At 68.9% G+C, this 23504-nt stretch carries 19 protein-coding genes; 12 read left to right on the top strand and 7 right to left on the bottom strand.

The window, feature by feature from the left end:
* The first annotated feature begins 167 nt into the window (after positions 1–167).
* Entirely contained in the window at positions 168–1556 is a 1389-nt protein-coding gene (locus tag F8566_RS26905) for a glycine--tRNA ligase (protein ID WP_192809877.1), read from the top strand.
* Between the two features lie 240 nt (positions 1557–1796).
* On the opposite strand, the gene F8566_RS26900 is transcribed toward F8566_RS26905, so the two are convergent.
* A complete protein-coding gene (locus tag F8566_RS26900) occupies positions 1797–2480 on the bottom strand; it encodes a hypothetical protein (protein WP_151564507.1) in 684 nt (227 codons plus the stop codon).
* A gap of 257 nt (positions 2481–2737) precedes the next feature.
* On the opposite strand from F8566_RS26900, the gene F8566_RS26895 reads away from it, so the two are divergent.
* From F8566_RS26895 to F8566_RS26885, 3 genes are all read left to right on the top strand, one after another.
* Positions 2738–3160 carry a hypothetical protein gene (locus tag F8566_RS26895; RefSeq protein WP_151564506.1) on the top strand — a complete coding sequence of 141 codons (423 nt, stop codon included), beginning with the start codon at positions 2738–2740 and terminating at the stop codon, positions 3158–3160.
* Positions 3161–3202: 42 nt separating this feature from the next.
* On the top strand, positions 3203–5470 hold the full coding sequence (gene secD / locus F8566_RS26890; protein ID WP_151564505.1) for a protein translocase subunit SecD: 2268 nt from the start codon (positions 3203–3205) through the stop codon (positions 5468–5470).
* Positions 5471–5769: 299 nt separating this feature from the next.
* The gene (locus tag F8566_RS26885; protein ID WP_225993564.1) at positions 5770–6840 is read left to right on the top strand and encodes a trypsin-like serine peptidase; all 1071 of its coding nucleotides are present in this window, start codon (positions 5770–5772) and stop codon (positions 6838–6840) included.
* Positions 6841–6920: 80 nt separating this feature from the next.
* Here F8566_RS26885 and F8566_RS26880 read toward each other — a convergent pair whose 3' ends face one another.
* Both F8566_RS26880 and F8566_RS26875 read right to left on the bottom strand, forming a co-directional pair.
* Positions 6921–7109 carry a hypothetical protein gene (locus F8566_RS26880; protein WP_151564504.1) on the bottom strand — a complete coding sequence of 63 codons (189 nt, stop codon included), beginning with the start codon at positions 7107–7109 and terminating at the stop codon, positions 6921–6923.
* A gap of 185 nt (positions 7110–7294) precedes the next feature.
* On the bottom strand, positions 7295–9172 hold the full coding sequence (locus tag F8566_RS26875) for a glycoside hydrolase family 15 protein (RefSeq protein WP_151564755.1): 1878 nt from the start codon (positions 9170–9172) through the stop codon (positions 7295–7297).
* Positions 9173–9510: 338 nt separating this feature from the next.
* Here F8566_RS26875 and ppdK point away from each other — a divergent pair, with 338 nt between their 5' ends.
* The 6 genes from ppdK to sigJ all read left to right on the top strand — a co-directional run bounded on the left by ppdK (position 9511) and on the right by sigJ (position 17236).
* The gene (gene ppdK, locus F8566_RS26870) at positions 9511–12201 is read left to right on the top strand and encodes a pyruvate, phosphate dikinase (RefSeq protein ID WP_151564503.1); all 2691 of its coding nucleotides are present in this window, start codon (positions 9511–9513) and stop codon (positions 12199–12201) included.
* Between the two features lie 114 nt (positions 12202–12315).
* A complete protein-coding gene (locus F8566_RS26865; protein ID WP_151564502.1) occupies positions 12316–13071 on the top strand; it encodes a YdcF family protein in 756 nt (251 codons plus the stop codon).
* 76 nt (positions 13072–13147) lie between these two features.
* Positions 13148–14404: a deoxyguanosinetriphosphate triphosphohydrolase gene (locus F8566_RS26860; RefSeq protein ID WP_151564501.1), complete on the top strand. Its 1257-nt coding sequence runs from the start codon at positions 13148–13150 to the stop codon at positions 14402–14404.
* 149 nt (positions 14405–14553) lie between these two features.
* Positions 14554–15777 carry an NAD(P)/FAD-dependent oxidoreductase gene (locus F8566_RS26855; protein WP_151564500.1) on the top strand — a complete coding sequence of 408 codons (1224 nt, stop codon included), beginning with the start codon at positions 14554–14556 and terminating at the stop codon, positions 15775–15777.
* 152 nt (positions 15778–15929) lie between these two features.
* Positions 15930–16352: a GtrA family protein gene (locus tag F8566_RS26850; RefSeq protein WP_225993563.1), complete on the top strand. Its 423-nt coding sequence runs from the start codon at positions 15930–15932 to the stop codon at positions 16350–16352.
* Between the two features lie 17 nt (positions 16353–16369).
* Positions 16370–17236, top strand: a complete 867-nt coding sequence (gene sigJ / locus F8566_RS26845; RefSeq protein WP_151564498.1) for an RNA polymerase sigma factor SigJ — start codon at positions 16370–16372, stop codon at positions 17234–17236.
* A 66-nt stretch (positions 17237–17302) separates the two neighbouring features.
* On the opposite strand, the gene F8566_RS26840 is transcribed toward sigJ, so the two are convergent.
* Entirely contained in the window at positions 17303–18691 is a 1389-nt protein-coding gene (locus F8566_RS26840) for an LVIVD repeat-containing protein (RefSeq protein WP_151564754.1), read from the bottom strand.
* A 222-nt stretch (positions 18692–18913) separates the two neighbouring features.
* On the opposite strand from F8566_RS26840, the gene F8566_RS26835 reads away from it, so the two are divergent.
* Positions 18914–19579: a DUF305 domain-containing protein gene (locus tag F8566_RS26835; protein ID WP_151564497.1), complete on the top strand. Its 666-nt coding sequence runs from the start codon at positions 18914–18916 to the stop codon at positions 19577–19579.
* 52 nt (positions 19580–19631) lie between these two features.
* Here F8566_RS26835 and F8566_RS26830 read toward each other — a convergent pair whose 3' ends face one another.
* A complete protein-coding gene (locus F8566_RS26830) occupies positions 19632–20915 on the bottom strand; it encodes an alpha/beta fold hydrolase (RefSeq protein ID WP_151564496.1) in 1284 nt (427 codons plus the stop codon).
* Positions 20916–20990: 75 nt separating this feature from the next.
* On the opposite strand from F8566_RS26830, the gene F8566_RS26825 reads away from it, so the two are divergent.
* Positions 20991–21440, top strand: a complete 450-nt coding sequence (locus tag F8566_RS26825; protein ID WP_192809876.1) for a carboxymuconolactone decarboxylase family protein — start codon at positions 20991–20993, stop codon at positions 21438–21440.
* 110 nt (positions 21441–21550) lie between these two features.
* Here F8566_RS26825 and F8566_RS26820 read toward each other — a convergent pair whose 3' ends face one another.
* Together F8566_RS26820 and F8566_RS26815 are read right to left on the bottom strand one after the other, a co-directional pair.
* On the bottom strand, positions 21551–22423 hold the full coding sequence (locus F8566_RS26820) for an LLM class F420-dependent oxidoreductase (protein WP_151564495.1): 873 nt from the start codon (positions 22421–22423) through the stop codon (positions 21551–21553).
* Positions 22424–22502: 79 nt separating this feature from the next.
* Complete coding sequence (locus tag F8566_RS26815) at positions 22503–23423, bottom strand: LysR family transcriptional regulator (RefSeq protein WP_151564752.1); 921 nt, start codon at positions 23421–23423, stop codon at positions 22503–22505.
* Between the last annotated feature and the right edge of the window lie 81 nt (positions 23424–23504).

Below are 23504 nucleotides of genomic sequence, written 5' to 3'. Positions count from 1 at the left end.
AAACGCTCTTGGAGCGCCGACGCGACGTCGCAGTCGAGGCGTCCAAGGGCGTCACACCACCGGGGATCACATCTCGCCTTTCCGCGCGCCGCCCGTCAGCAGATCGGGGTGGCGGCGTGCGGGGCGCACGAATATCCCGCCGACCGCCAGCCGGATGGAGAACGCTCATGGCACGCCGTTCCGACGTGATGGACACGATCGTCAACCTCGCCAAGCGGCGGGGACTGGTCTACCCGTCAAGCGAGATCTACGGCGGTCTGCGCGCCTCCTGGGACTACGGGCCGCTGGGCGTCGAGCTCAAGAACAACGTCAAGCGCCAGTGGTGGAAGTCGATGGTGCAGGGCCGGGACGACGTCGTCGGCCTCGACTCCTGCGTCATCCTCGCCCGGGAGGTCTGGGAGGCCAGCGGTCACGTCCAGGCGTTCGTCGACCCGTTGACCGAGTGCCAGTCGTGCCACAAGCGCTTCCGTGCCGACCACCTCGAAGAGGCCTACGAGGAGAAGCACGGCAAGCCGCCGGCCGGCGGTCTCGCCGACATCTCCTGCCCCAACTGCGGCGTGAAGGGCTCCTTCACCGAGCCGCGGATGTTCAACGGGCTGCTCAAGACCTACCTCGGCCCGGTCGAGGACGAGTCCGGGCTGGCCTACCTGCGGCCCGAGACGGCGCAGGGCATCTTCATCAACTACAAGAACGTCGAGCAGTCGGCCCGCCGCAAGGTCCCGTTCGGCATCGGCCAGATCGGCAAGTCGTTCCGCAACGAGATCACGCCCGGCAACTTCATCTTCCGGACGCGCGAGTTCGAGCAGATGGAGATGGAGTTCTTCGTCAAGCCCGGCACCGACGAGGAGTGGCACCAGTACTGGATCGACGAGCGCCTGCAGTGGTACGTCGACCTGGGCATCAACAAGGAGAACCTGCGGCTCTACGAGCACCCGCAGGACAAGCTCTCGCACTACTCCAAGCGCACCGTGGACGTCGAATACCGCTTCGACTTCGTCGGAAGCGAGTGGGGTGAGCTGGAGGGCATCGCCAACCGCACCGACTTCGACCTGTCGACGCACTCCAAGGCCTCGGGCGCCGACCTGTCGTTCTTCGACCAGGAGGCCGGCGAGCGCTTCGTCCCGTACGTGATCGAGCCGGCGGCCGGTGTCGACCGCTGCACGCTGACGTTCATGATGGACGCCTACGCCGAGGACGAGGCGCCCAACGCCAAGGGCAAGCTCGAGAAGCGCACGGTCATGCGGCTCGACCGCCGGCTGGCCCCGGTGAAGGTGGCGGTGCTGCCGCTGTCGCGCAACGCGGACCTGTCGCCGAAGGCCCGGGACCTTGCAGCCCAGCTGCGCCGGAACTGGAACGTCGACTTCGACGACGCGGGGGCCATCGGCCGCCGCTACCGCCGCCAGGACGAGATCGGCACGCCGTTCTGCGTCACCGTCGACTTCGACACCCTCGAAGACGACGCGGTGACCGTGCGCGAGCGCGACACCATGAGCCAGGAGCGCATCGCGATCGGCCAGGTCGAATCCTTCCTCGCAGCCCAGCTCATCGGCTGCTGATCACGGCTTTTACGGCGAACGGCCGTGTGATCACCGGCGAGGTGATCACACGGCCGTTCAGCTGATGTGGGAGCTCAGCCCGCACGCGATTGCGCTACCTGAGCCGGAGCGAGCGCCAGCGAAGCTTCGCGCGAAGATCGCGAAGCGATGTCGCAATCGCCGCTTTACGGTTCGGGTCCGAGCCGCCAGGCGAGGACCCGAGGCCGTAAAAGCCATGAACAGGGCCGTAGAAGCCATGAGTTAAGGGTTGGTACCAGTCACGTAGAGGGACTGGTCGTACGTGCCGGATCCGGGGGTGGTCTCACCGAGGAGCTGGTAGGTGGCGTTGACCGTCGCGGTCGACGGGCAGAAGAAGTTGCCGCCCGACAGCCGGTTGACGGTGGCGTTCGTGACGCCGACCTGGGCCTGGTTGTTGGTGGCGACCGGCCGGGAGGGGTTGTCGCCGTTGAACCCGTTGGCGGTCAGGTTGCCGCCGAAGTAGCAGGTGATGCCGCCGAGGAGGTCGACGACGGCCTTGATCCTGAAGTTGGAGATGAGGACGGTGGCGTCCCGGCCGCCGGTGTGGGCGGCGTCCCAGGTGACGTTGCCGCCGCTCCACGGGAGGTTCTCCGGGGTGATGGTGGAGGACACGCTGCCGGTGCACGGGCCGCCGTTGGTGTTGAACGTGACGCCCGAGATGCTGAGGTTCGAGCCGTTGGAATTGATCGAACCCGTCATCGTCGACTGGTTGCAGCTGCCGCTGCCGATGGAGGTGGTCACGGTGGCCTCGCCGAGGAGCGAGGCGCGCACGTTGCCGGAGTAGGCGTCGGCGGTGGCCGAGCCCTTGCGGATGGTCGTGGTGACAGCGGAGGCGGGCGGAGCGGCCACGGCGACGACGGCGAGAGCCGTGATGCCGACCGTGACGGTCTGTCTGATGCGTGCCACCGGAAACTCCTTCGTCCGGTTCGGGGGTGGGCATCGTGAAAGTAATTCGTCTTTTACTGGATCTGCAATGCCTTGTGGAGACCTTGGTATGGCCGGATTGAGACACCGTCGCGTTTTCCGAGGTGGCGGTCCCGGGCCCGCTCCGGCCGAAACGGATCAAGGTGGCCGGGCGGTCCGATAGCGTGGCGTGGATACAGCGGCCGCATCGGCGGCCTGGACCGACCAGTGAGGCCCACCGGCAGAGACGGAGGACGCGCGTGAGCGACGCTCAGCGATCCTCCCCGCCGGCCTGTGAAGATCGCGGGCGGGCCGCCAGGCTGCTCCTCATCGTGCTGGGCGTCCTGGGCTTCGTGGTCCTGCCCGGCGCAGCACCGGCGTCCGGCTCGGCCGGTGTCGGGATGCGTGCGGGCGCCACCGCCCAGCCCGGCCAGGCCAACGTGGCGAGCCGGGGCAAGAGCTCCAAGCCCTGCCCCGTCCGTTCCGACACGGCGGCCATTTCGGCCTCGGCGCGGCAGATCGCCGCCGCGCCCGCCCCGGCGCCTGTCCCCGCGGTCCTGCCGCCCGGTGTCGAAGTACGGCCGTCCAGCGTCGTCGCGGCCCGTCCGGCCGTCCGCGCCGAGTCTGCCGAGGCCGCTCCGGCCGGCCTGCCACGCGGGCGTGCCCCGCCGCTATCCACGTGATCTGACGACATCCCCCATCAGACCTCGTGGAAGGTTCTTCCTTTGACTCGCGCCAACGTGGTGCGGGCGATCCTGGCGTTCGCCGTGCTCGCCGCATCGCTGTACTTTGCCCTGTCCAAACCAGCCCGCCTCGGCCTCGACCTGCGCGGCGGCACCCAGATCGTTCTCGAGACCCAGGACTCGCCCAACGCCAAGGCGACCCGGGAGAACACCGACCGCGCCAAGGAGGTGCTGCACCGCCGCGTCGACGCGCTCGGCGTCGCCGAATCGTCGATCACCCGCTCCGGGGAACGGCGGATCATCGTCGAACTGCCCGACGTCCAGGACCCGACCCGGGCCGCCGAGGTGATCGGCAAGACCGCCCAGCTCACCGCCCACCCCGTCCGCGCCGGTGACGGCAAGCCCGCGAAGGGCGAGCAGGCCGTCGCCGACGAGCGGGGTGAGCCGATCCTGATCGGCCCGGCCGTGCTGACCGGCGACGGCGTCGGCTCGGCCGACGCGTCGATCGACACCCAGAACGGCACCGGCTGGTACGTCACGATCGACTTCCGCAACGGCGGCGGCAAGGCCTGGCAGCAGGTCACCGCCAAGGCCGCCTGTGCCACCGGCGCCGAGCGGCGCATCGCCATCGTGCTGGACGGCAAGGTGATCTCCTCACCGGGCGTCGTCGCGGACGTGCCCTGCAACGTCGGCATCGCTGGCGGCTCGACGCAGATCACCGGCGACTTCAGCGCGGACGAGGCCAAGGACCTGGCCGCCCTCGTCCAGGGCGGTTCGCTGCCCGTCCCGGTGAAGACCATCGAGCAGCGGGTGGTGGGCCCCACGCTGGGCGACGAGGCCATTGACGCCAGCGCCAAGGCCGCCGTCATCGGCGTGCTGCTGACCGGCCTGTTCATCATCGCCGTCTACCGCCTCGTCGGGGCGCTGGCGACCATCGCCCTGGCCTGCTACGCGCTGATCTCCTACGCCGCGCTCGTCATGATGGGGGCCACCCTCACGCTGCCGGGCCTGGCGGGCTTCGTCCTCGCGATCGGCATGGCGATCGACGCCAACGTCCTCGCGTTCGAACGAGCCCGCGAAGAGTACGAGGCGATACCCAAACGCGGTGTGCGCACCGCGCTGACCACCGGCTTCACCAAGGCCTGGTCAGCCATCGCCGACTCGAACATCACCACACTGCTGGCCGGCGGCCTGCTGTTCTTCCTGGCCTCCGGCCCGGTGAAGGGCTTCGGTGTGACCCTCACCATCGGTGTGCTGGGTTCACTGATCTCGGCGATGCTCCTGAGCCGCGTCCTCACCGACGCCGCCCTCAGCCGCAAGTTCATCGCCAACCGTCCCGGCCTCACCGGCCTCGGCTCCACCGGGCGGCTCCGTAAATGGCTGGACCGCCGTAACCCCGACCTGATGAAGGGACGCAAGCTCTGGCTGGGGCTCTCCGCCCTCGCCGTCGTCGTGGCCGTCACAGGGATCTTCTCCAAGGGGCTCAACTACGGCGTGGAGTTCACCGGAGGACGCCTCGTCGAGTACTCCACGAGCACGCCCCTGGACATCGACGACGCACGTTCGGCTGTGGCCGACGCGGGCTTCCCGCGCGCCGTCGTGCAGACCTCCGGCAAGGACGACATCTCCGTCCGCACGGAGAACCTCGGCAACGCCGAGGTGGTCAAGATCCAGAACGCCCTGGCCGAGAAGGGCGGCCAGACGACCAAGCAACGCGACGAGCTGATCGGCCCCAGCCTCGGCGAGGAACTCCGCAAGAAGGCCCTCATCGCCCTCGGCGTCGCGCTCCTCGTCCAGCTGGCCTACCTGGCCATCCGGTTCCGCTGGAGCTTCGGCGCCGGGGCCGTCCTCGCGATGTTCCACGATGTGATCATCGTGACGGGCGTCTTCGCCTGGCTCGGCAAACCCATCGACGGCGTCTTCCTCGCCGCGCTCCTCACCGTCATCGGCTATTCCGTCAACGACGCCGTCGTGGTCTTCGACCGCATCCGCGAGCTCTGGGGAGAGCAGCCCAAGGCCCGCTTCGCCGACGTCGCCAACCGCGGTGCCCTCCAGACCGTGCCCCGCACGGTCAACACCGGCATGGGCGCCGTCTTCATCCTGGCGGCTCTGGCCTTGCTCGGCGGTGACTCGCTGACCGACTTCGCCCTCGCCCTGCTGGTCGGCATCGGCGTCGGCACGTACTCCAGCGTCTTCACCGCGACCCCGCTGGCCATCGAGTTCGAGCGCTTCGTCAAGGCCCCCGCGCCCCGTCCGAAGACGCTCAAACGCCCCACCCGCCAGCCCGGCGAGTCCGGCGCCGTCGTCTGACGCTCGTTCCCTGGCGGGCCGCTCCACGCGGCGCGCCGGGGGCCACGAAGGGCATGCTCGCGCGAGCATGCCCTTCGTCGTCTCGCCCGGCAGAGTGTGATCTTGGATGGTCCACATGCGGCCATAAATGGAAAAGGCATGCCGACAGGCGGCTGTCCAGATGTGGCATCTGACCAAGTCTGCCGATCCAGTCATCACTGTAGTAAGCATTATTCCTAACGTGTCACCCGAGCAAAGGAGTGGATTGGCGACCAAATTCAGGAAGGTGTCATACGTCATCACCAGGAAGTGAGACAGAGGTGAACTCGATCAAGCGTGTTCTGCTATCGATGCTGGCGGCATTGGCCCTTATCGCGGGCCTGCTGCCCTCAGCCGCGATGGCGCGGAGCTCCTCGGCCCCACCCCCCGTCGATCCAGGTGCCGCCGCGGCGTCCGGAATCACGAACACCACATCGAGCAAGAAGATCCTGGACTACTGGACCACGGCGCGCATTCGTGCGGCCACGCCGGAGCCCCTCCCGCGTCCGGCGCCGCAGCCCACTGCGGAAAAGCAGGTCAAGAATGTCCTGCCGCCCCAGGCTGCGGGAGGAGCACGGCCTGCCCGGCTGAAGGGCACATCCGACTCACCGCGCGTGCTCGCTCATACGCAGGCCCAGCGCTGGAACAGGCAAGGCAGTATGCCGGCGACCACGATCGGCAAAATCTACTACGTCCGTAACAACGGAACGCCGGGCTACTGCTCTGGCAGCGTCATCAACGGCAACAACAAGAACACCGTCTGGACCTCCGGTCACTGTATCCATGCAGGTGGTGGCGGTGCGGGCAACTACTTCCGCGACTTCATCTTCGTGCCCGACGCCGACAACAACCGGGAGCCCCACGGCCGGTGGACCTACCGGTACGCCAACACGACCATCGGATGGGAACGGGACGGCAACTGGAGTTATGACGTAGCGGCCATCGCCTTCAACCCGCAAGCGCAGCGCGGCAATCTCGCCGACTGGGTCGGTTACCAGGGCTACCGGTTCGGCTACGGCCAGGCCTTCAACAACATCCACGCCTTCGGTTTCCCGCAGGACGGTTACCGGCGCACGGACTTCAGCGGCAATGACCTCTGGTATTGCCTGACCTTCACCTGGCGTGCCGGTGTCTTCGACGACCGTATCCACATGGAATGCGATATGCACCATGGCGCCAGTGGTGGGCCGTGGCTGGAAGACCTGCAACTGAGCCGGGGCTGGGGTTACATTATCGGCGCCTACAGTCATCGGAACGTCGACGGCAATCAGATGGCTGTCGACACCGTCGCGAAATCACCCAACCACGGCGACGCGGCCATCAACGTTCGCAATGACGTGCATGTCCGCTAAATATGCGCGTCCGCTGAACATGCGCGTCCACTGAATATGCGCGTCCGCTAAGGAGATGCGGGAGCCCGCAGTCCCGCATCTCAGCCGGGCGTCGCCTGCCGTTTGCGCTCGTCCGTCCAATAGGACGAGATCTCCTCCGGCGAACGGGTGTTCTCCACACCGCCGCCGACACCATCGTTGTCGGAAGCTTGGTTAAGCGCGACCACCACGCCAACTCCAACTGTGAGCGCGGTGCCCACCGCCAACGCGGCAATTCTCTTCCGCCTCATCCCGCCATGCTACGCCGCGTCCCGCACCCTGCTTCTCGGGGCCGAGCGCTTCAACGATCTGCTGGCCGGTTTGCCCGATCCGCCTGGAAGGCGCCCCCCAGGCGCAACATCGCCTGACCGCCCTTCTGGCCAACTCCGCTTGAGGCGGTGTGCCGTGGCCGGGGTCACCGGCCACGGCGGCGGCCTCAGGCGAGCGGGGGCGGGTTCTGGTCGTCCTCGGCCTGGATCACCTGCATGACCGCGTTGATCAGGGCCAGGTGGGTGAAGGCCTGCGGGAAGTTGCCCAGGTGCCGGCCGGTGTGCGGGTCGATCTCCTCCGCGTACAGCTGGAGGGGGCTGGCGTACGAGAGCAGCTTCTCGCAGAGCGCCCTGGCCCGTTCGAGCTCACCGATCATGACGAGGGAGCTCACCAGCCAGAACGAGCAGATGGTGAACGTGCCCTCCTCGGACTCGAAGCCGTCGTCGGTCTCGGTGGCCCGGTAGCGCAGGACCAGATCGTCCTCCGACAGCTCGTCGGCGATGGCCAGGACCGTCTCGCGGACCCGCTTGTCGTCGGCGGGCAGGAAGCCGAGGAGCGGGATCAGCAGGGCCGAGGCGTCGAGGGCGGAGGCGCCGTAGTGGGCGGTGAAGACCCCGCGCTCGTCCAGGGCGTTGGCCAGGACGTCGGCGTGGATCTCGTCGGCGGCCGCCTGCCAGCGCTGGGCCCTGACGTTGTCGCCGCGGATGCGGGCGAGGCGGGCGCCGCGTTCGGCCGCGACCCAGCAGAACACCTTGGACGAGGTGAAGTGCTGCGGCTCGCCGCGCACCTCCCACATGCCGCAGTCGGGCTGCTGCCAGTTGTCGAGCGCGTCCTCCACCTGCTTCACGACGATCTTCCACAGCCGGTCGTCCAGGCGGTCCCGCTTGCGCACGAACAGGTAGATGGAGCCGATGATGGCGCCCCACACGTCGTGCTGGGCCTGCATGTACGCCTCGTTGCCGATGCGGACCGGCTGGGCGTTGTCGTAGCCCGACAGGTGGTCGAGCGTGGACTCGGGGAGTTCCTCGCGGCCGTCGAGGCCGTACATGATCTGGAGCTTGCCCTCGGAGGCCTCGGCGACGTCGGTGATGAAGTAGAAGAAGTCGTTGGCTTCCCAGTCGTAGCCGAGCGTGTAGAACGCCCACAGCGCCATCGTGGAGTCACGGATCCACGTGTAGCGGTAGTCCCAGTTGCGGTCGCCCCCAGGGCTTTCCGGCAGCGAGGTCGTGGCCGCGGCGGCGACCGCGCCGGAGGGGGCGAAGGTCAGGCCCTTGAGGGTGAGGGCGCTGCGCTGGAGGTGGCTCCGCCACGGGTGGTCGGGGAAACGGCCCCGGTCGAGCCAGTGCTGCCAGTGGTGCACCGTCCAGACGAGGCGTTCGTGCGCGTCCTCGTAGGTGTGGGGCGGCTCGTGCTCGCTCCACGAGAGGGCGACGAAGCGGGCCTCACCCTGCTTGAGCAGCGTCCGCGAGGTGGCGAGCGAGCCTTCGAAGCCCACGTTCATGTCCGTGGTCAGGCGGAGGGACACCCCGTTGCCGCGCGCGACGGCCTCGTGGTAGCCGGCCCCGGTGTGCTCCCACCTGGCGGGTGCCCGGCCGTAGTCGAACACCGGCATGCAGTCGAGCCGCACCTGGACCTGGCCGTTCACGCACCGCACCATGCGCAGCAGCACGTGGTCGGCGTCATAGTCCGTGGGGGCGCGCCGATGGGTGTGGGATCGTTCCGTCTCGTGGTGCCAGGGGCCCATCAGCAGGGCGTCCGTCACCACCAGCCAGCCACCGTGGGTCCACCAGGTGGTCTCCATCACCATGGTGCCGGGGATGTAGCGCTGGGCCGCGGGCACCTCCACCCCCGCCGGGCCGACGCGGAAATACCCCGCGTCCCTGTCGAGGATCGACCCGAACACGCTGGGCGAGTCCATCCGCGGCAGGCACATCCACTCGATGTTCCCGCTCGGCGCCACCAGCGCGGTCGTCTCACAGTCGGACAGGAATCCGAAATCGGCGATGGGAGCGAACGGATCCCCCGCCCGGCCTCCGGCGACCATCGGCCTCACAACCTCACCTCCTTGATCCATCATTCCCTCTCAATCGCAATGGCTGCGCCATCCATGGCGCGGTGTCAGGCCGGTTTCCGACGTGACATGTCTGGAATGTCCGCATTGGAATAGACCACTAAAGCACCCCTGAGCTGCGAGAACGTGACGCGGGGACCGGGGCGACGAGCGAAGACCGGCTTCGCGGGTACAGTCCCGCAAACAGGGCATACGGCCTCCACGGCCAGGCGGGATCGCGGCGCAGCGTTCTCCCAGCTGAGGAGACCGGCCGTCCGGGGAGACCCGGGCACCCTGTGTTCGGGTTGAATCGGAGCGTAAAGGAGCTCCTCGTGCCGAAGTTCGTCTATGACTTCACTGAGGGAAACAAGGACCTCAAGGATCTGCTGGGTGGCAAAGGCGCCAACCTGGCCGAGATGACCAATCTCGGCCTGCCAGTGCCGCCCGGGTTCACGATCACAACGGAGGCCTGCAGGTACTACCTCGAGCACGGGACGCTTCCCGAGGGCCTCGAGGCCGAGATCGACACCCATCTCACCGCGCTCGAGAGCACGATGGGCAAGCGCCTGGGGCAGGCCGACGACCCGCTTCTCGTCAGCGTACGTTCCGGTGCCAAGTTCAGCATGCCGGGCATGATGGAGACGGTCCTCAACATCGGCCTGAACGACGAGTCCGTCCACGGCCTGGCCGCCCAGGCGGGGGACGAGCGCTTCGCGTGGGACTCCTACCGGCGCCTGATCCAGATGTTCGGCAAGACCGTGCTCGACATCGACGGCGACCTGTTCGAGGAGGCGCTGGAGGCGGCCAAGGACCGCAAGGGCACCAAGGACGACGTCGATCTCGACGCCGGCGACTTCCGCGACCTGGTCGGCACCTACAAGGGCATCGTGCGCGAGCACGCCGGCCGGGACTTCCCGACCGACCCGCGCGAGCAGATGAACCTGGCCACGATGGCCGTGTTCGACTCGTGGAACGCCGACCGCGCGATCCTCTACCGCCGCCAGGAGCGCATCCCGGTCGACCTCGGCACCGCGGTCAACATCTGCTCCATGGTGTTCGGCAACCTCGGCATGGACTCGGGCACCGGCGTCGCGTTCACCCGCGACCCCGCGTCCGGGCAGCAGGGCATCTATGGCGACTACCTGCAGAACGCGCAGGGCGAGGACGTGGTCGCCGGCATCCGCAACACCGTGCCGCTCGTCGAGCTCGAAAAGATCGACAAGGCCTCGTACGACCAGCTGCTCGACATCATGGAGACGCTGGAGAACCACTACCGCGACATGTGCGACATCGAGTTCACGATCGAGCGCGGCAAGCTCTGGATGCTCCAGACCCGGGTGGGCAAGCGGACCGCCGCCGCGGCGTTCCGCATCGCCTGCCAGCTGCTCGACCAGGGGCTCATCGACGCCGACGAGTCCGCGCGGCGGGTCACCGGCGACCAGCTCGCGCAGCTGATGTTCCCGCGCTTCGACGGCGCCGCCGCCAAGGAGGCCACGAAGCTGACCAAGGGCATGAACGCCTCGCCCGGCGCCGCCGTGGGCAAGGTCGTCTTCACCTCCGAGCGGGCCGTCGAGCTCGCCGCCCAGGGTGAGGACGTCATCCTGGTCCGCCGTGAGACCAACCCCGATGACCTGTCCGGCATGGTCGCCGCCCAGGGCGTGCTGACGTCGCGCGGCGGCAAGACCTCGCACGCGGCCGTCGTCGCCCGCGGCATGGGCAAGACCTGCGTCTGCGGCGCCGAGGAGCTCGACGTCGACGTCAAGGCCGGCTCGTTCACCGCGCCCGGCGGCGTGACGGTCAGCGAGGGCGACGTCATCTCGATCGACGGCAGCTCCGGCGAGGTCTTTCTCGGCGAGGTGCCGGTCGAGGACTCGCCGGTCGTGCGCTACTTCGAGGGGGAGCTGAGGGCCTCCGACGGCGACGAGCTCGTGAAGTCCGTGCACCGGATCATGAAGCACGCCGACGGGCGCGCCCGGCTCAAGGTCCGGGCCAACGCCGACAACCCCGAGGACTCCGAGCGGGCCCGCCGCTTCGGCGCGCAGGGCATCGGTCTCTGCCGGACCGAGCACATGTTCCTGGGGGAGCGGCGGCAGCTCGTCGAGAAGCTGATCCTGGCGGAGACGCCCGAGGAGAGGCAGGCGGCGCTGGACGCCCTCGAGCCCCTGCAGAAACAGGACTTCGAGGGCATCTTCACGGCGATGGACGGCCTGCCGGTCACGATCCGGCTCATCGACCCGCCGCTGCACGAATTCCTCCCCGACCTCACCGAGCTCTCGGTCAAGGTGGCCCTCGCCGGTGACAAGGCGGACCCCCAGGACCGGAGGCTGCTCGAGGCCGTTCACCGGCTGCACGAGCAGAACCCTATGCTTGGACTCCGCGGTGTGCGCCTGGGTTTGGTGATTCCTGGCCTCTTCTCGATGCAGGTGAGGGCGATCGCCGAGGCGGCCGCCGGACGGATCGAGGCCGGCGGTGATCCGCGCCCCGAGATCATGATCCCATTGGTCGGCGCCGTCCAGGAACTGGAGGCCGTCCGCGAGGACACGCTGCGGATCCTGGCCGAGGTCAAGGAGGCGTCCGGGGTCGACGTGCACGCCCTGATCGGCACGATGATCGAGCTGCCGCGGGCGGCGCTGACGGCCGGGCAGATCGCCGAGGCGGCCGAGTTCTTCTCCTTCGGCACCAACGACCTCACGCAGACGACCTGGGGCTTCTCCCGCGACGACGTCGAGGCGGCGTTCTTCTCCCGCTACCTGGAGCTCGGCATCTTCGGGGTGTCGCCGTTCGAGACGCTGGACCGCGACGGCGTCGGCCGCCTGGTGCGGATCGCCGCCGAGGAGGGCCGCGCGACCCGGCCGGGGCTGAAGATCGGCATTTGCGGCGAGCACGGCGGAGACCCCGACTCGGTGCACTTCTGCCACGAGGTCGGGCTCGACTACGTGTCCTGCTCGCCGTTCCGCATCCCGGTCGCCCGCCTGGAGGCCGGACGTGCCGCGATCGAGTCACACGGCGACGACACCCGCTAGGGGACGGTGAATGGGATCGATCCAGCGTGAGGTACGCCACGAGTCAAGGTTCTCCCGCGGGCACTTGTGAACCTCTGACAGGCGCCGGACCATCTAACTAACGTGTCGGATGCGATGACGTTGGAAGTGGAGTTGCCGGAGACCGAGCGCCCGGAGGAGTCCGAGGAGCGCCCGGACGACCTTCCGGAAGGGGCCAGGCGGCGGCGCGAGCCGCGGCCGCGCTGGCTCGTCCTGACGATGAGCGTGGTCCTCGGCCTGCTCGCGATCGCGGTGCTCACACCGCTCGTGGTGGGCTGGCGGGTCTGGTACCAGGCGCGCCAGGACGAACATCCCAAGTCCGACGCGATCATCGTGCTCGGCGCCGCCCAGTACAACGGCGTGCCGTCCCCCACACTGAAGTGGAGGTTGCAGCACGCCCTGAACCTCTACCGGGCCGGGGTCGCGCCGCGCATCGTCACCGTCGGCGGCAAGCAGCCGAACGACAACTTCACCGAGGCCGGGTCCGGCCGCCGCTGGCTGATCGAGAAGGGCGGGGTGCCCGCCGACCGGGTGATCGCGGTCGGGGAGGGCCGGGACACGCTGCAGAGCATGAAGGCGGTCGGCCGGGAGTTCAAGAGGCTCGACCTGCACTCGGGTGTGATCGTCACCGATCCGTGGCACGGCCTGCGCTCCAAGCGCATGGCCGAGGACAACGGGATCAAGGCGGCGGCCTCGCCGACGCGCAGCGGCCCGAGCGTGCAGACCCGCGACACGCAGATGCAGTACATCGTCCGGGAGACCGGCGGCTACCTGTCCTACGTCCTGCTGGGCAAGAGCTGGAAGCCGCCGAGCGAGACCATCAAGGGCAGCACTCCGCCCGACCCGTCGTGATGGTGACATCCTGGTTCGACCGTGACGTCACGAGGCCCGCATACCCTGATGATGAACGAGGGATTCCGGGTGATCGATGAAGGACTACACAGACCACGACCGGGAGCGATGGGCTCCGGAGCCCGCCAAGCGGCGTGACCGCACGGCGTTCGAGCGTGATCGCGCCCGCGTGCTGCACAGCGCGGCCCTGCGGCGGCTTGCGGCCAAGACCCAGGTGGCCTCGCCCGGCTCGGACGCGACGGCGGACAACGTGCAGAGCCTGCGTACACGGCTCACACATTCGCTGGAGTGCGCCCAGGTCGGGCGCGAGCTGGGCAAGTCGTTCGGCTGTGATCCGGACCTGGTCGAGGCCGCGTGCCTCTCGCACGACATCGGGCACCCGCCGTTCGGCCACAACGGCGAGACGGCTCTGGACGTGGTCGCGCGCGACTGCGGCGGCTTCGAGGGCAACGCGCAGAGCCTGCGTGTCCTGACCCGGCTGGAGCCCAAGTCGTTCGCCCAGGACGGGCCGCCCCTGCACGGGCGGAGCGTCGGTCTCAACCTCACCCGCGCCGCGCTCGACGCCTCCATGAAGTACCCCTGGCCCCAGTCCGAGGCCGTGAACGGCAAGTTCGGAGTGTACGACGACGACACCGACGTGGCCCGCTGGGTACGGGAGGGCGTGGTCGACGGGCAGACCTGCTTCGAGGCGCAGGTGATGGACTGGAGCGACGACGTCGCCTACTCCGTGCACGACCTGGAGGACGCGCTGGTCGCCGGGCACATCGACTTCGTGCGGCTGGCCGACCCGGCCGAGCGGCGCCTGGTGGCCGCCACCGCGATCAAGCTCTACTGCGACGACGCCGACCTGGCCGAGCTGGAGGAACGCTTCGCCGCGCTGCTGGCCGAGCCGTACTGGCCGGATCGCTACGACGGCACGCCGCGTTCGCTGGCCGCCTTGAAGAACCTCACCAGCACGCTGATCGGCCGGTTCTGCCTGGCCGCCGAGGACGCCACCAGGGCGCGCTACGGCGACCGGCCGCTGACCCGCTACGCCGCCGACCTGATCGTGCCGCGGGCCCAGCGCCTGGAGTGCGCGCTGCTCAAGGGCGTCACGGCGCACTACGTGTGGATCAGCCATGAGGAACGGCGGGCCCGCCAGCGGGACCTGCTCGTCGAGCTGGCCGAGCTGATCCGGCGCGGCGCGCCCGGCACGCTCGACCCGGCCTTCCGCAGCGCTTACCTGGAGGCCGAGGACGATGCGGGGCGGCTGCGCGCGATCGTCGACCAGATCGCCTCGCTGACCGACGCCTCGGCGGTCGCCCGCTACCGGCGCCTGGCCGGCCAGGACTGATCGGGCTCGGACTGATCGAGCTCGGACTGATCGGGCCGGCACCGTTGCGGGCAGGGACTGATCAAGCCCGTGTGTGCCCCCTTGTCTCCTTGGGAAGGCCGCTGTAGGGATAGCAGGAACGACGCGGTGCCCAGCGACTGGAGGTCGCCATGCCCGAGGAGACGTTCGTCATCGTCGGCGCGAGCCTGGCCGGAGCCAAAGCGGCGGAGACTCTGCGGGAGGAGGGGTTCGGGGGGCGGATCGTCCTCATGGGGGAGGAGATCGAACGTCCCTACGAGCGGCCTCCCCTGTCCAAGGGGTTCCTCCTGGGCCAGGAGTCACGGGACAAGGCGCACGTCCATCCGGCCGACTGGTACGAGAAGCACGATGTGGAGCTGCGGCTCGGCACGGCGGCCGCACGCATCGACCGGGTCGCCAAACAAGTGTGGCCTGCCAGCGGGGAGCCCGTCGGCTACGACCGCCTGCTGCTGACCACCGGCGCCTCGCCGCGCCATCTGGACGTCCCCGGCTCGAAGTTGCAGGGCATCCACTACCTGCGGTCGATGGGAGACTCGGCAAAGCTGCGGGAGGCGATTTCGCACGGCGGGCGCCGGGTCGTGGTCGCCGGGGCGGGTTGGATCGGCCTGGAGACCGCCGCGGCCGCCCGCGAGTACCGCAACGACGTGACCCTCATCGAACCGGAGCCGACCCCGCTGCACGGCGTCGTGGGTCCCGAGGTGGGCGGGATCTTCGCCGGGCTGCACCGCAAGCACGGCGTCGACCTGCGCCTGGACCAGGGCGTCGCCGGCTTCTGGGGCGCCGGTCAGGTGTCGGCCGTGGTCACCTCGGGCGGCGCCGAGATCCCGGCGGACGTGGTGATCGTGGGCATCGGGGTGAAGCCCAACACGGCGCTGGCGGAAGAGGCCGGCCTCGATGTGTCCGACGGCATCCTCGTCGACGAGTCACTGCGCACCTCCGACCCCGACATCTTCGCGGCGGGCGACGTCGCGGCGGCGTACCACCCGCTGCTCGGCCGGCGGATCCGGGTGGAGCACTGGGCCAACGCCCTGGACGGCGGTCCGGCCGCAGCCCGCGCGATGCTGGGCCGCGACGTCTCGTACGACAAGATCCCCTACTTCTTCAGCGACCAGTACGACATGGGCATGGAGATGGCCGGGACGTCCGCGCCGGGGGAGTACGACGAGGTGGTCTTCCGGGGCGATCGCGAGGAGATGGAGTTCATCGCCTTCTGGCTCGCGGGCGGCCGGGTCGTGGCCGGCATGAACGTCAACGTCTGGGATGTGACCGACGACATCCAGGCGCTGATCCGCTCGGGCAAGGAGATCGACCGGGACCGGCTCACCGACACCAAGATCCCCCTGACCGAGGTCTGAGAACGAACCGAGGTTCGAGAACGGTCTGCCCCGGTGCGGCGACGGCGCGAGCTTGATCTCAATTTGGCCTAGGCGGGCTGGGCATTTGTAGCGCTCAGGTAAGGTCTGGGCGAGTGAGCACCATTCAGCGGTCAAGACCGAGCAAAACGGTCGTGACCGCCACCAGACACCGCACGTTCCTGCGTGAGCTGCTGAGCTTCGGGTTCGTCGGGTTCGTCGGCACGGTGATCACCATCGGCGGCGCCAACCTGCTGCGGCACTGGCTCGGCGGCAGCCCGCTGACCAGCGTGGTCGTGCCGACCATGGCGTCGACGTTGTTCTCCTACCTCGCCAACCGCTTCTGGACGTTCCGGGAGCGCGACAGCGACGGTTCCGGCCGCGAGGTCGTGATCTTCTTCGCGCTGAACGGCGTGGGGATGTCGATCCAGGTGCTGATCACCGGCTTCACCTACTACACGCTCGGCCTGACCGGCGGCATCTCCTACAACATCGCGCTGCTGGTCGGCCTCGCCCTGGGCTCCGCCTTCCGCTACTGGTCGTACCGCAAGTGGGTCTTCACCCCGGCGGCCGCCTGACCCGCCCGTACGACGCCGTGAGCTCCAGACTCGAGACCGAGTGGCCCGAGCACCGTTCGGCGGTGTTCGGCGCCGCCTACCGCATCACCGGAAGCGTCGCCGACGCCGAGGACGTGACGCAGGACGTCTGGATGCGCGCCGCCGCCCAGGAGTCCCTGGACGGTATCCGCGATCTGCGGGCCTGGCTGATCACCGTGGCCGCCCGCCGCGCGTACGACCTGATGACCTCCGCCCGTGCCCGCCGGGAGAGCTACGTGGGGCCCTGGCTGCCCGAGCCGCTGCTCACCGGGCCCGACGCCGCCCAGCCGGTGCTGGTCGACGACACCGTGGGCACGGCGATGTTGCTGGTGCTGGAGGAGCTGTCGCCGCCCGAACGGGTCGCCTTCGTGCTGCACCAGGCCTTCGAGGTGCCCTACGAGCGGATCGCCGAGGTGCTCGGCAAGTCGCCCGCCGCCTGCCGGCAACTGGCCTCCAGGGCTCGGCGCAAGGTCGCGGGAGCCCGCGAGCCCAGGGCGTCGCGGGCCGAGAAGGAGAAGCTCATCGCGGCCTTCCGCGCCGCCTACGAGAAGGGCGACGGCGCCCAGTTGATGGCGCTGCTCGATCCGGACGCCACGTACGTCACCGACGGCGGCGGCAAGGTCTTCGCCGCCCGCAAGGTCATGGCCGGTGCCGGGCACATCGCGGCGATCATGCTGCGGGTGTCCGCCAAACTGTCGCCGCGCCTCGTCCCGGCCGACGTCAACGGCGAGCCGGGCCTGATCCACATCCGGAACGGCCGGGCCTTCGCCGTCGACACGTTCGCGGTCGCCGGCGGCCGCATCACCGCCGTCCGCCGGGTGCTCAACCCGGACAAGCTCGCGCACGTACAGGCTCACGGCAAATGAAAGAGCCCCCGGCGGTCTCACCGCCGGGGGCCCTTCACAGGTAGTGCGTCGTGCCGGACGTCAGGATCAGTCGAAGTAGTCCGGCTGGGTCTGCGCGTTCAGCTCGGAGAGCCACACGCGCTTGCCCTTGTCGGTCCGCCGGTCCCGGATGTCGATGACGTCCAGGCCCTTCTGGATGTCGTTGGAGTAGATGTAGCCGTTGTAGTAGTACGCCGACCACGAGCCCGCGAGGACCAGCTTGTCGTCGTACAGCGGGCCACGCTCGAACCAGCCGATCTCCTTCGGCTTGCGCGAGTCGGTGAAGTCCCACACCGAGATGCCGCCCTGGTACCAGGCCTGCACCATGATGTCCTTGCCCTTCACCGGGATCAGCGAGCCGTTGTGGGCGACGCAGTTCTCGGTGTCGGTGTTGGCGCGCGGGATCTTGTAGTAGCTGCGGAACTCCAGCTTGCGCTTCTTGCCCTTGCCGACGATGTCGTAGATCGCGTTGGCGCCCTTCTGCATGCCGATGGTGGCGTTGCAGGTGGCGGCGGAGCCGCCGCCGAGCTCGTCGGTGAAGACGACCTTGTTGGCGCGGTTGTTGAACGTCGCCGAGTGCCAGAACGCGAAGTTCTTGTCGTCGCGCACGCTGTGGATGGTGCGCGGGTTCTCCGGGTTGCTGATGTCGAACAGCACGCCGTCGCCCATGCACGCCCCGGCCATGAGGTCCTTGTCCGGGTAGGCGGTGAGGTCGTGGCAGCCGCTGGTCGCCCGGGTGCCCTCGGGGTAGGGCAGGTTGTCACCGGGGTTGCCGCCGTCCGGGAAGAGCACCGGCTCGCTGATCAGGGCAGCGGCGGCCGGCTTCTTCAGCGGCACCTTGATGATCGAGATCAGGTCGTGCGGCGGCTGGCAGTCCGGGTAGGTCGAGTCCGGGTTGTACGACGACACGTAGATGTACGCGGTGCCGCGCTTTCCGGGGACCATGGTGTTGGTGTGCGAGCCGCACTTGGTCTCGACGGCCTTGACGTACGCCGGCGCCGCCGGGTTGCTGATGTCGAAGATCTTGATGCCCTCCCACGCGGACTTGTCCGTCGCGGGCTTGGCCGTGCTCTGGCATGAGTCATCGCTGCGCGACGAGTCGGTCGACAGGAACAGCAGGTTCCCGGCGATCGAGACGTCGTTCTGGGAACCCGGGCAGTGGACGACCGCGACGACCTTGGGCTTGGCCGGCCTGCTGATGTCGTAGACCGTGAAGCCCTCGTAGTTGCCGCCGTAGGCGTACTTGCCCTTGAAGGCCCAGTCGGAGCCGTAGGCCGACTCCGGAGCCAGCGGGCCCTGCTTGGGAATGTTCGCCAGATGGTGCATGTTCGGGCTCTTGGCGATCTCGTCCCGGCCCGGGATGTCGGCCGAGGCCGCAGCCGCCGGAGCGACGAGCGCGGTGGAGACCGCCACGACCAAGGCCGCAAGGCTGCCCATCACTGCCCTGCGTCTGGTCCTGCGTTTGACGACTAGCGCCACCCTGACTCCTTCACACGTACTGGCCCCCGTTGATATGTCTTGATCATCGGAGTATGGGCGCTGGCCGGGGTTTTGACCAGCCCTGTGCGCATCTGTGAGCATCTCGAGATCTAAGACCCTTTTGCCGCGTGACCTTGACTGGATACGGTCCGGCTATCTGAGCAGCTTGGAGGATCGTTGATGCGACAGCGGATCGCGGTGGTGGCGACGGCAATGGCGTTGGCCGCCTGTGGCCTGGCTGGGTGCAGCGGGGGCGACGACAAGAAGCCTGACACCGGTCAGAAGGCCACGGTGCTGCAGCCGGGGCGTCCTGGCGAGCCCAACAAGACCGCCGTCATCGGGCCGTCCCCGGCCAAGCCGCCCACGGACGCGGAGGTCCGGTTCGTCCAGATGATGATCCCGCACCACCAGCAGGCGGTGGAGATGTCGGTGCTCGCGCCCGGCCAGGCGTCCAGTGCCCAGGTGAAGGCGCTGGCCGACCGCATCGACAAGGGGCAGGCGGGCGAGATCTCGGTCATGCAGTCGTGGCTGAAGAGCGTCGGCAAGTCGACCGCGGGCACGGGCACCGGCGGCGGGCACGGCGGTCATGGGGGCAAGAAGGACCCGCACGCGGGCATGCCGGGAATGGCCACGCCGGAGCAGATGACGCAGCTGCGGGAGGCGAAGGGCGCGGCGTTCGACAAGCTCTACCTGCAGTTGATGATCGTCCACCACCAGGGCGCGCTCACGATGGTCAAGGACGTCCTGGACAGGGGCACCAACGTGACCGTGCAGCAGATGGCACGGGACGTGCAATCCACCCAGCTGGCCGAGATCAACCGCATGAAGGACCTGATGGAGGCGTAGGCCCGCGGCCGTCGCCCAGGCCCTGGCCATCGCCGGGGCCGGGCGCGGGTGCTCAGGCGGTGCCGCGGACCAGGCCGATCAGCCGGTCGAGCACGCGCCCGTCGCTGACCCGCAGGCCGTCGTGCTCGTATTCGTTCGTCACCCAGGTGCGCAGTCCGCGGATCGCCGCCGCCGTCTCCATCGACATGCCGAAGTCGACGTACATGTCGTCGTGGTAGACGGCGGCTGCGACCGGGACGTCGTTGCCGCGCAGCCGGGCCGCGTCGTACAGCACCGGCCACGCGTCGTGCTCGGCGAGCAGGTCCGCCGTCTCACCCAGCGGGCGCAGCGACGGATCGTTCTCGAACATCCAGGGGTAGATCATCTCGCCGGTGAAGAGCAGCGGCCGTTCGCCGGGCTCGAACTCGGGGAATTCAGCGCGGACGCGTTCGGCGGCCCATCGGGTCGCGCGCCCCTGCGCGTAGATCGGCTCATGCAGCAGCGCGTAGAGCGGTGCCGCGGTGAAGCCGAGGTGCCGTTCGACCTGGGCCAGGAACGCGTCGGTGAGCTCCGGGCCCTCGGCGCCGTCCTCGAAGGCGTCCTCCAGCAGGTAGTGGAGCTGGTGGCCTCCTGAACCGGTGCCGAGCATCAGCCCGAGGGACTGGAACGCCTCGACGGTCAGGCGGGCGCCGCCGGGCAGCCGTTCGTCACGGTCGTGCAGATGGCCCGCGATCCGCGCTGCGATCGCCGCGTCGCCGGGGTAGCGGGCGTGATGCTCGCGGTTCTTGGCGGCCACCCGCGGATAGGCGGCGCGGTAGACGTCGTCGGCCGTGGCGTCGAGGCCCGGCAGCCCGCCGGTGATGAACACCTCACGGAGGCCTTCAGGCGCGAACGACAGGTACGTGGTCGCGCAGAAGCCGCCGAAGCTCTGCCCCAGCACGCTCCACGGCGCGTTCCCGGCCAGCTCCCGCCGGATCAGCTCGGCGTCCAGCACGATCGAGTCGGCACGGAAACACCTCAGATACCGGGCCTGTGCCGCGGCGTCGCCGATCCGGGCCAGCGAGCGCCGATGCGCCGGTGTCGAACGACCCGTACCACGCTGGTCCAGCAGCAGCACGCGGTAGTCGTCCAGCGCGCGGTCGAGCCAGCCCTCCCTGCCTATCGGACGAGGTGAGCGATTGCCCGGCCCGCCCTGGAGGAACAGCAGCCACGGTAGATCCGTCCTCTCGGCCTTGTCCGCGGCGACGACCTCCCGCGCGAACACCTCGATCTGGGGGCCGCCGGGATCAGCGTGATCCAGCGGGACGGCGAAGCGGTGGTCGGTCAGGACGGTGCCCGGGTGGCGGAAGGAGCTCATGATCCGATTCTGCTCGTTGTCACACGGCCGGGTGCCGCGTCGTCTCCCTGGCGAACCATCCGAAAAGGGAGAGACATGACACAGCGCATGCGCCTGAACGAGTCCGCGCCCGAGGCCTACCAGGGCTTCGTGGAGGTCGCGAAGGCCATCAAGGCCGGACCCTTGGCCGTGAAGCTCCAGGAGCTGATCAAGATCCGCGCCTCGCAGCTCAACGGGTGCGCCTACTGCGTGGACCTGCACACCCGCGACGCCCGCCGGTTCGGTGAGCCGGAGGACCGGATCCACCATCTGACGGTCTGGCGGGAGTCCCCGCTCTATGACGACGCCGAGCGCGCGGCGCTCGCCTACACCGAGGCCGTCACGCGCCGGGAGCCGGTGACGGACGAGCTGTGGTCCACGTTGAACGACCACTTCGACGAGAAGGAGGTCGCCAACGTCGTCGCCCTCGTCTCGCTGATCAACGCGTTGAACCTCATCGGCGTCCCGCTCCGCATGCGACCGCCGAACCGGACGAGCGCCGCCTGAACCGGATGACTGCCACCTGAACAGGGCGTCTGCCACGGCGGTGGCCCGTGGAGCCGGGTGGGTGACCGAGCCGGGCGGCTGGGGCATCCGGCCGCCCGGCTCCGCCGTGGTCAGCGGCCGACGGGGGTGATCTTCTCGGTCTGGGAGAGGGCCTCGGCCAGGGTTCCGGCCAGATCCTGCCCGGTCATCTGCGAGAAGATCACGTGGTCGACGCCCTGCTCGGCGAGGCGGCCGATCGTTTCGACGGCCTGGTCGGCGGACGGCTTCTCGCCCTGCAGCGACGTCAGCGAGGTCTTCTCGATCTCGGCGTAGTCGCGCCCCTCGCGTTCGCAGTGCTCGCGCAGCACGTTGAGCTTGTGGGGCAGCTCGTCGGAGTCGAAGATGTTGCAGGCGTCGGCGTACTTCGCCACGAACCGCAGCGTCTTCTTCTCCCCGGTGCCGCCGATCAGGATCGGCGGGTGCGGGCGGCGGACCGGCTGGGGCGAGTTAAGAGGCCGATCGAGCGTGTAGTGCTCGCCTTCGAACGGCTTCTCGTCGCCCGCCCACATCTGCTTGGTGATCCGGAGCGTCTCCTCGAGCCGTTCGAACCGCTCGGCGGTCGGCGGGAAGGCGATGCCGAGCCCGCGCGACTCCTCGTCGTTCCAGGCGGCGCCGATGCCCAGCCAGGCACGGCCGCCCGACAGCACGTCCAGCGTCGTCACGGTCTTCACCAGGACGCCCGGGTGCCGGTAGGTGACCCCGGTGACCATGGTGCCGAGGGTGATCCGCTCGGTGATGCCCGCCGCGTACGACAGGGCGCTGTAGCCCTCCAGCATCGGCTCGTCGGCGGGTCCGACGTAGGTGATCTGGAAGAAGTGGTCCATCACCCAGAGCGAGTGGAGCCCGCCTTGGTCCGCCTCGCGGGCCATCCGGCCGAACTCCGGGCCGATCCGCTCCGGGCCGCCGGAGAACGTGAAGCTGGGAATCTGAAGTCCGATGCGCATGGGGTCCACTCTGCTTCCTGGAGCGCACTCCAGGTCAAGGGCCTCGCCTCCGCGCGGATCGGCCTGGATCGGGGCCCCGCTAGGGCCCTGGGGTCCGATCTCCGGATCGTCCTTCCCGTTCCTCTCGCGCCAGGTCGCGGACGAGGCCGGCGAAGTCGGCCACGAGCGGGTTGGTGGTGGTCATCGGCCTGCAGAGCGCGATGCGCAGGGGCGGGATGTCGGGGATCGGCCGCCAGACCAGGTCGGGGCGGCTGTAGTGGGAGCTCATCGATTCGGGGCCGATGCAGATCGCCGTGCCCGAGGCGACATGTTCCAGCATCTCCTCCACGTTGTCGTTCTCCGGGCCCCAGATGGGCTCGCCGCCGCCGGGGCGCGGGTTCACCGCCCACCAGTCCACCCAGTCGCGGGGGGCCTGCCGGGTCCACACGATCGGCTCGGCTGAGAGGTCGTGGATGGAGACGGTGTCCCGGCCGGCCAGTGGATGCCCGGCCGCGAGCCCCGCCCAGCGCTGTTCGACGCGTACGACCTCGACATGCAGGCCCGCCGTCTCGGCTGGAAACCACACGAACGCCACGTCCACCAGTCCCTCATGCAGGGCCGTGACTTCGCCGCCCCAGTCGAAACGTTTGGGCTCGACGGAGGCGTCCGGGTGCCGCTTCATGAACTCGGCGTAGGCGCGGGTGCCCAGCGTTCCGGCGCCGGAGGCCTCGAAGCCGACACGCAGGATCCTGGACCGGGCGGCCGCCACCACACGCGCCGTCCGCTGCGCCGTCTGCCAGTCGGCGATCAGTTGCCGGGCCGCCGGGAGGAACGCCTCGCCTGCCGGGGTCAGGAGCACTTCTCGGCCGGTGCGCTCGAAGAGTGGCGTGCGCAGGTCGGCTTCCAGTTGCCGGATGCGGCGGCTGAGCGACGGCTGGGACACGAAGAGCCGCTCGGCGGCACGGGTGAAGTTGAGCTGTTCGGCGAGCACGACGAAGTACCGCAGCGTACGCGTGTCCACGTCCAACGAGGCCTCCGATAGCCATGCGTTCAGTGCATAGGTGCAGGTCTTGGACTTCGCTGCAGCAGCCTAGTTGCCTTA

Source organism: Actinomadura rudentiformis, assembly GCF_008923185.1.
GTDB classification, from domain to species: Bacteria; Actinomycetota; Actinomycetes; order Streptosporangiales; family Streptosporangiaceae; genus Spirillospora; species Spirillospora rudentiformis.
This window is presented reverse-complemented; position numbering and strand designations above follow the sequence as displayed.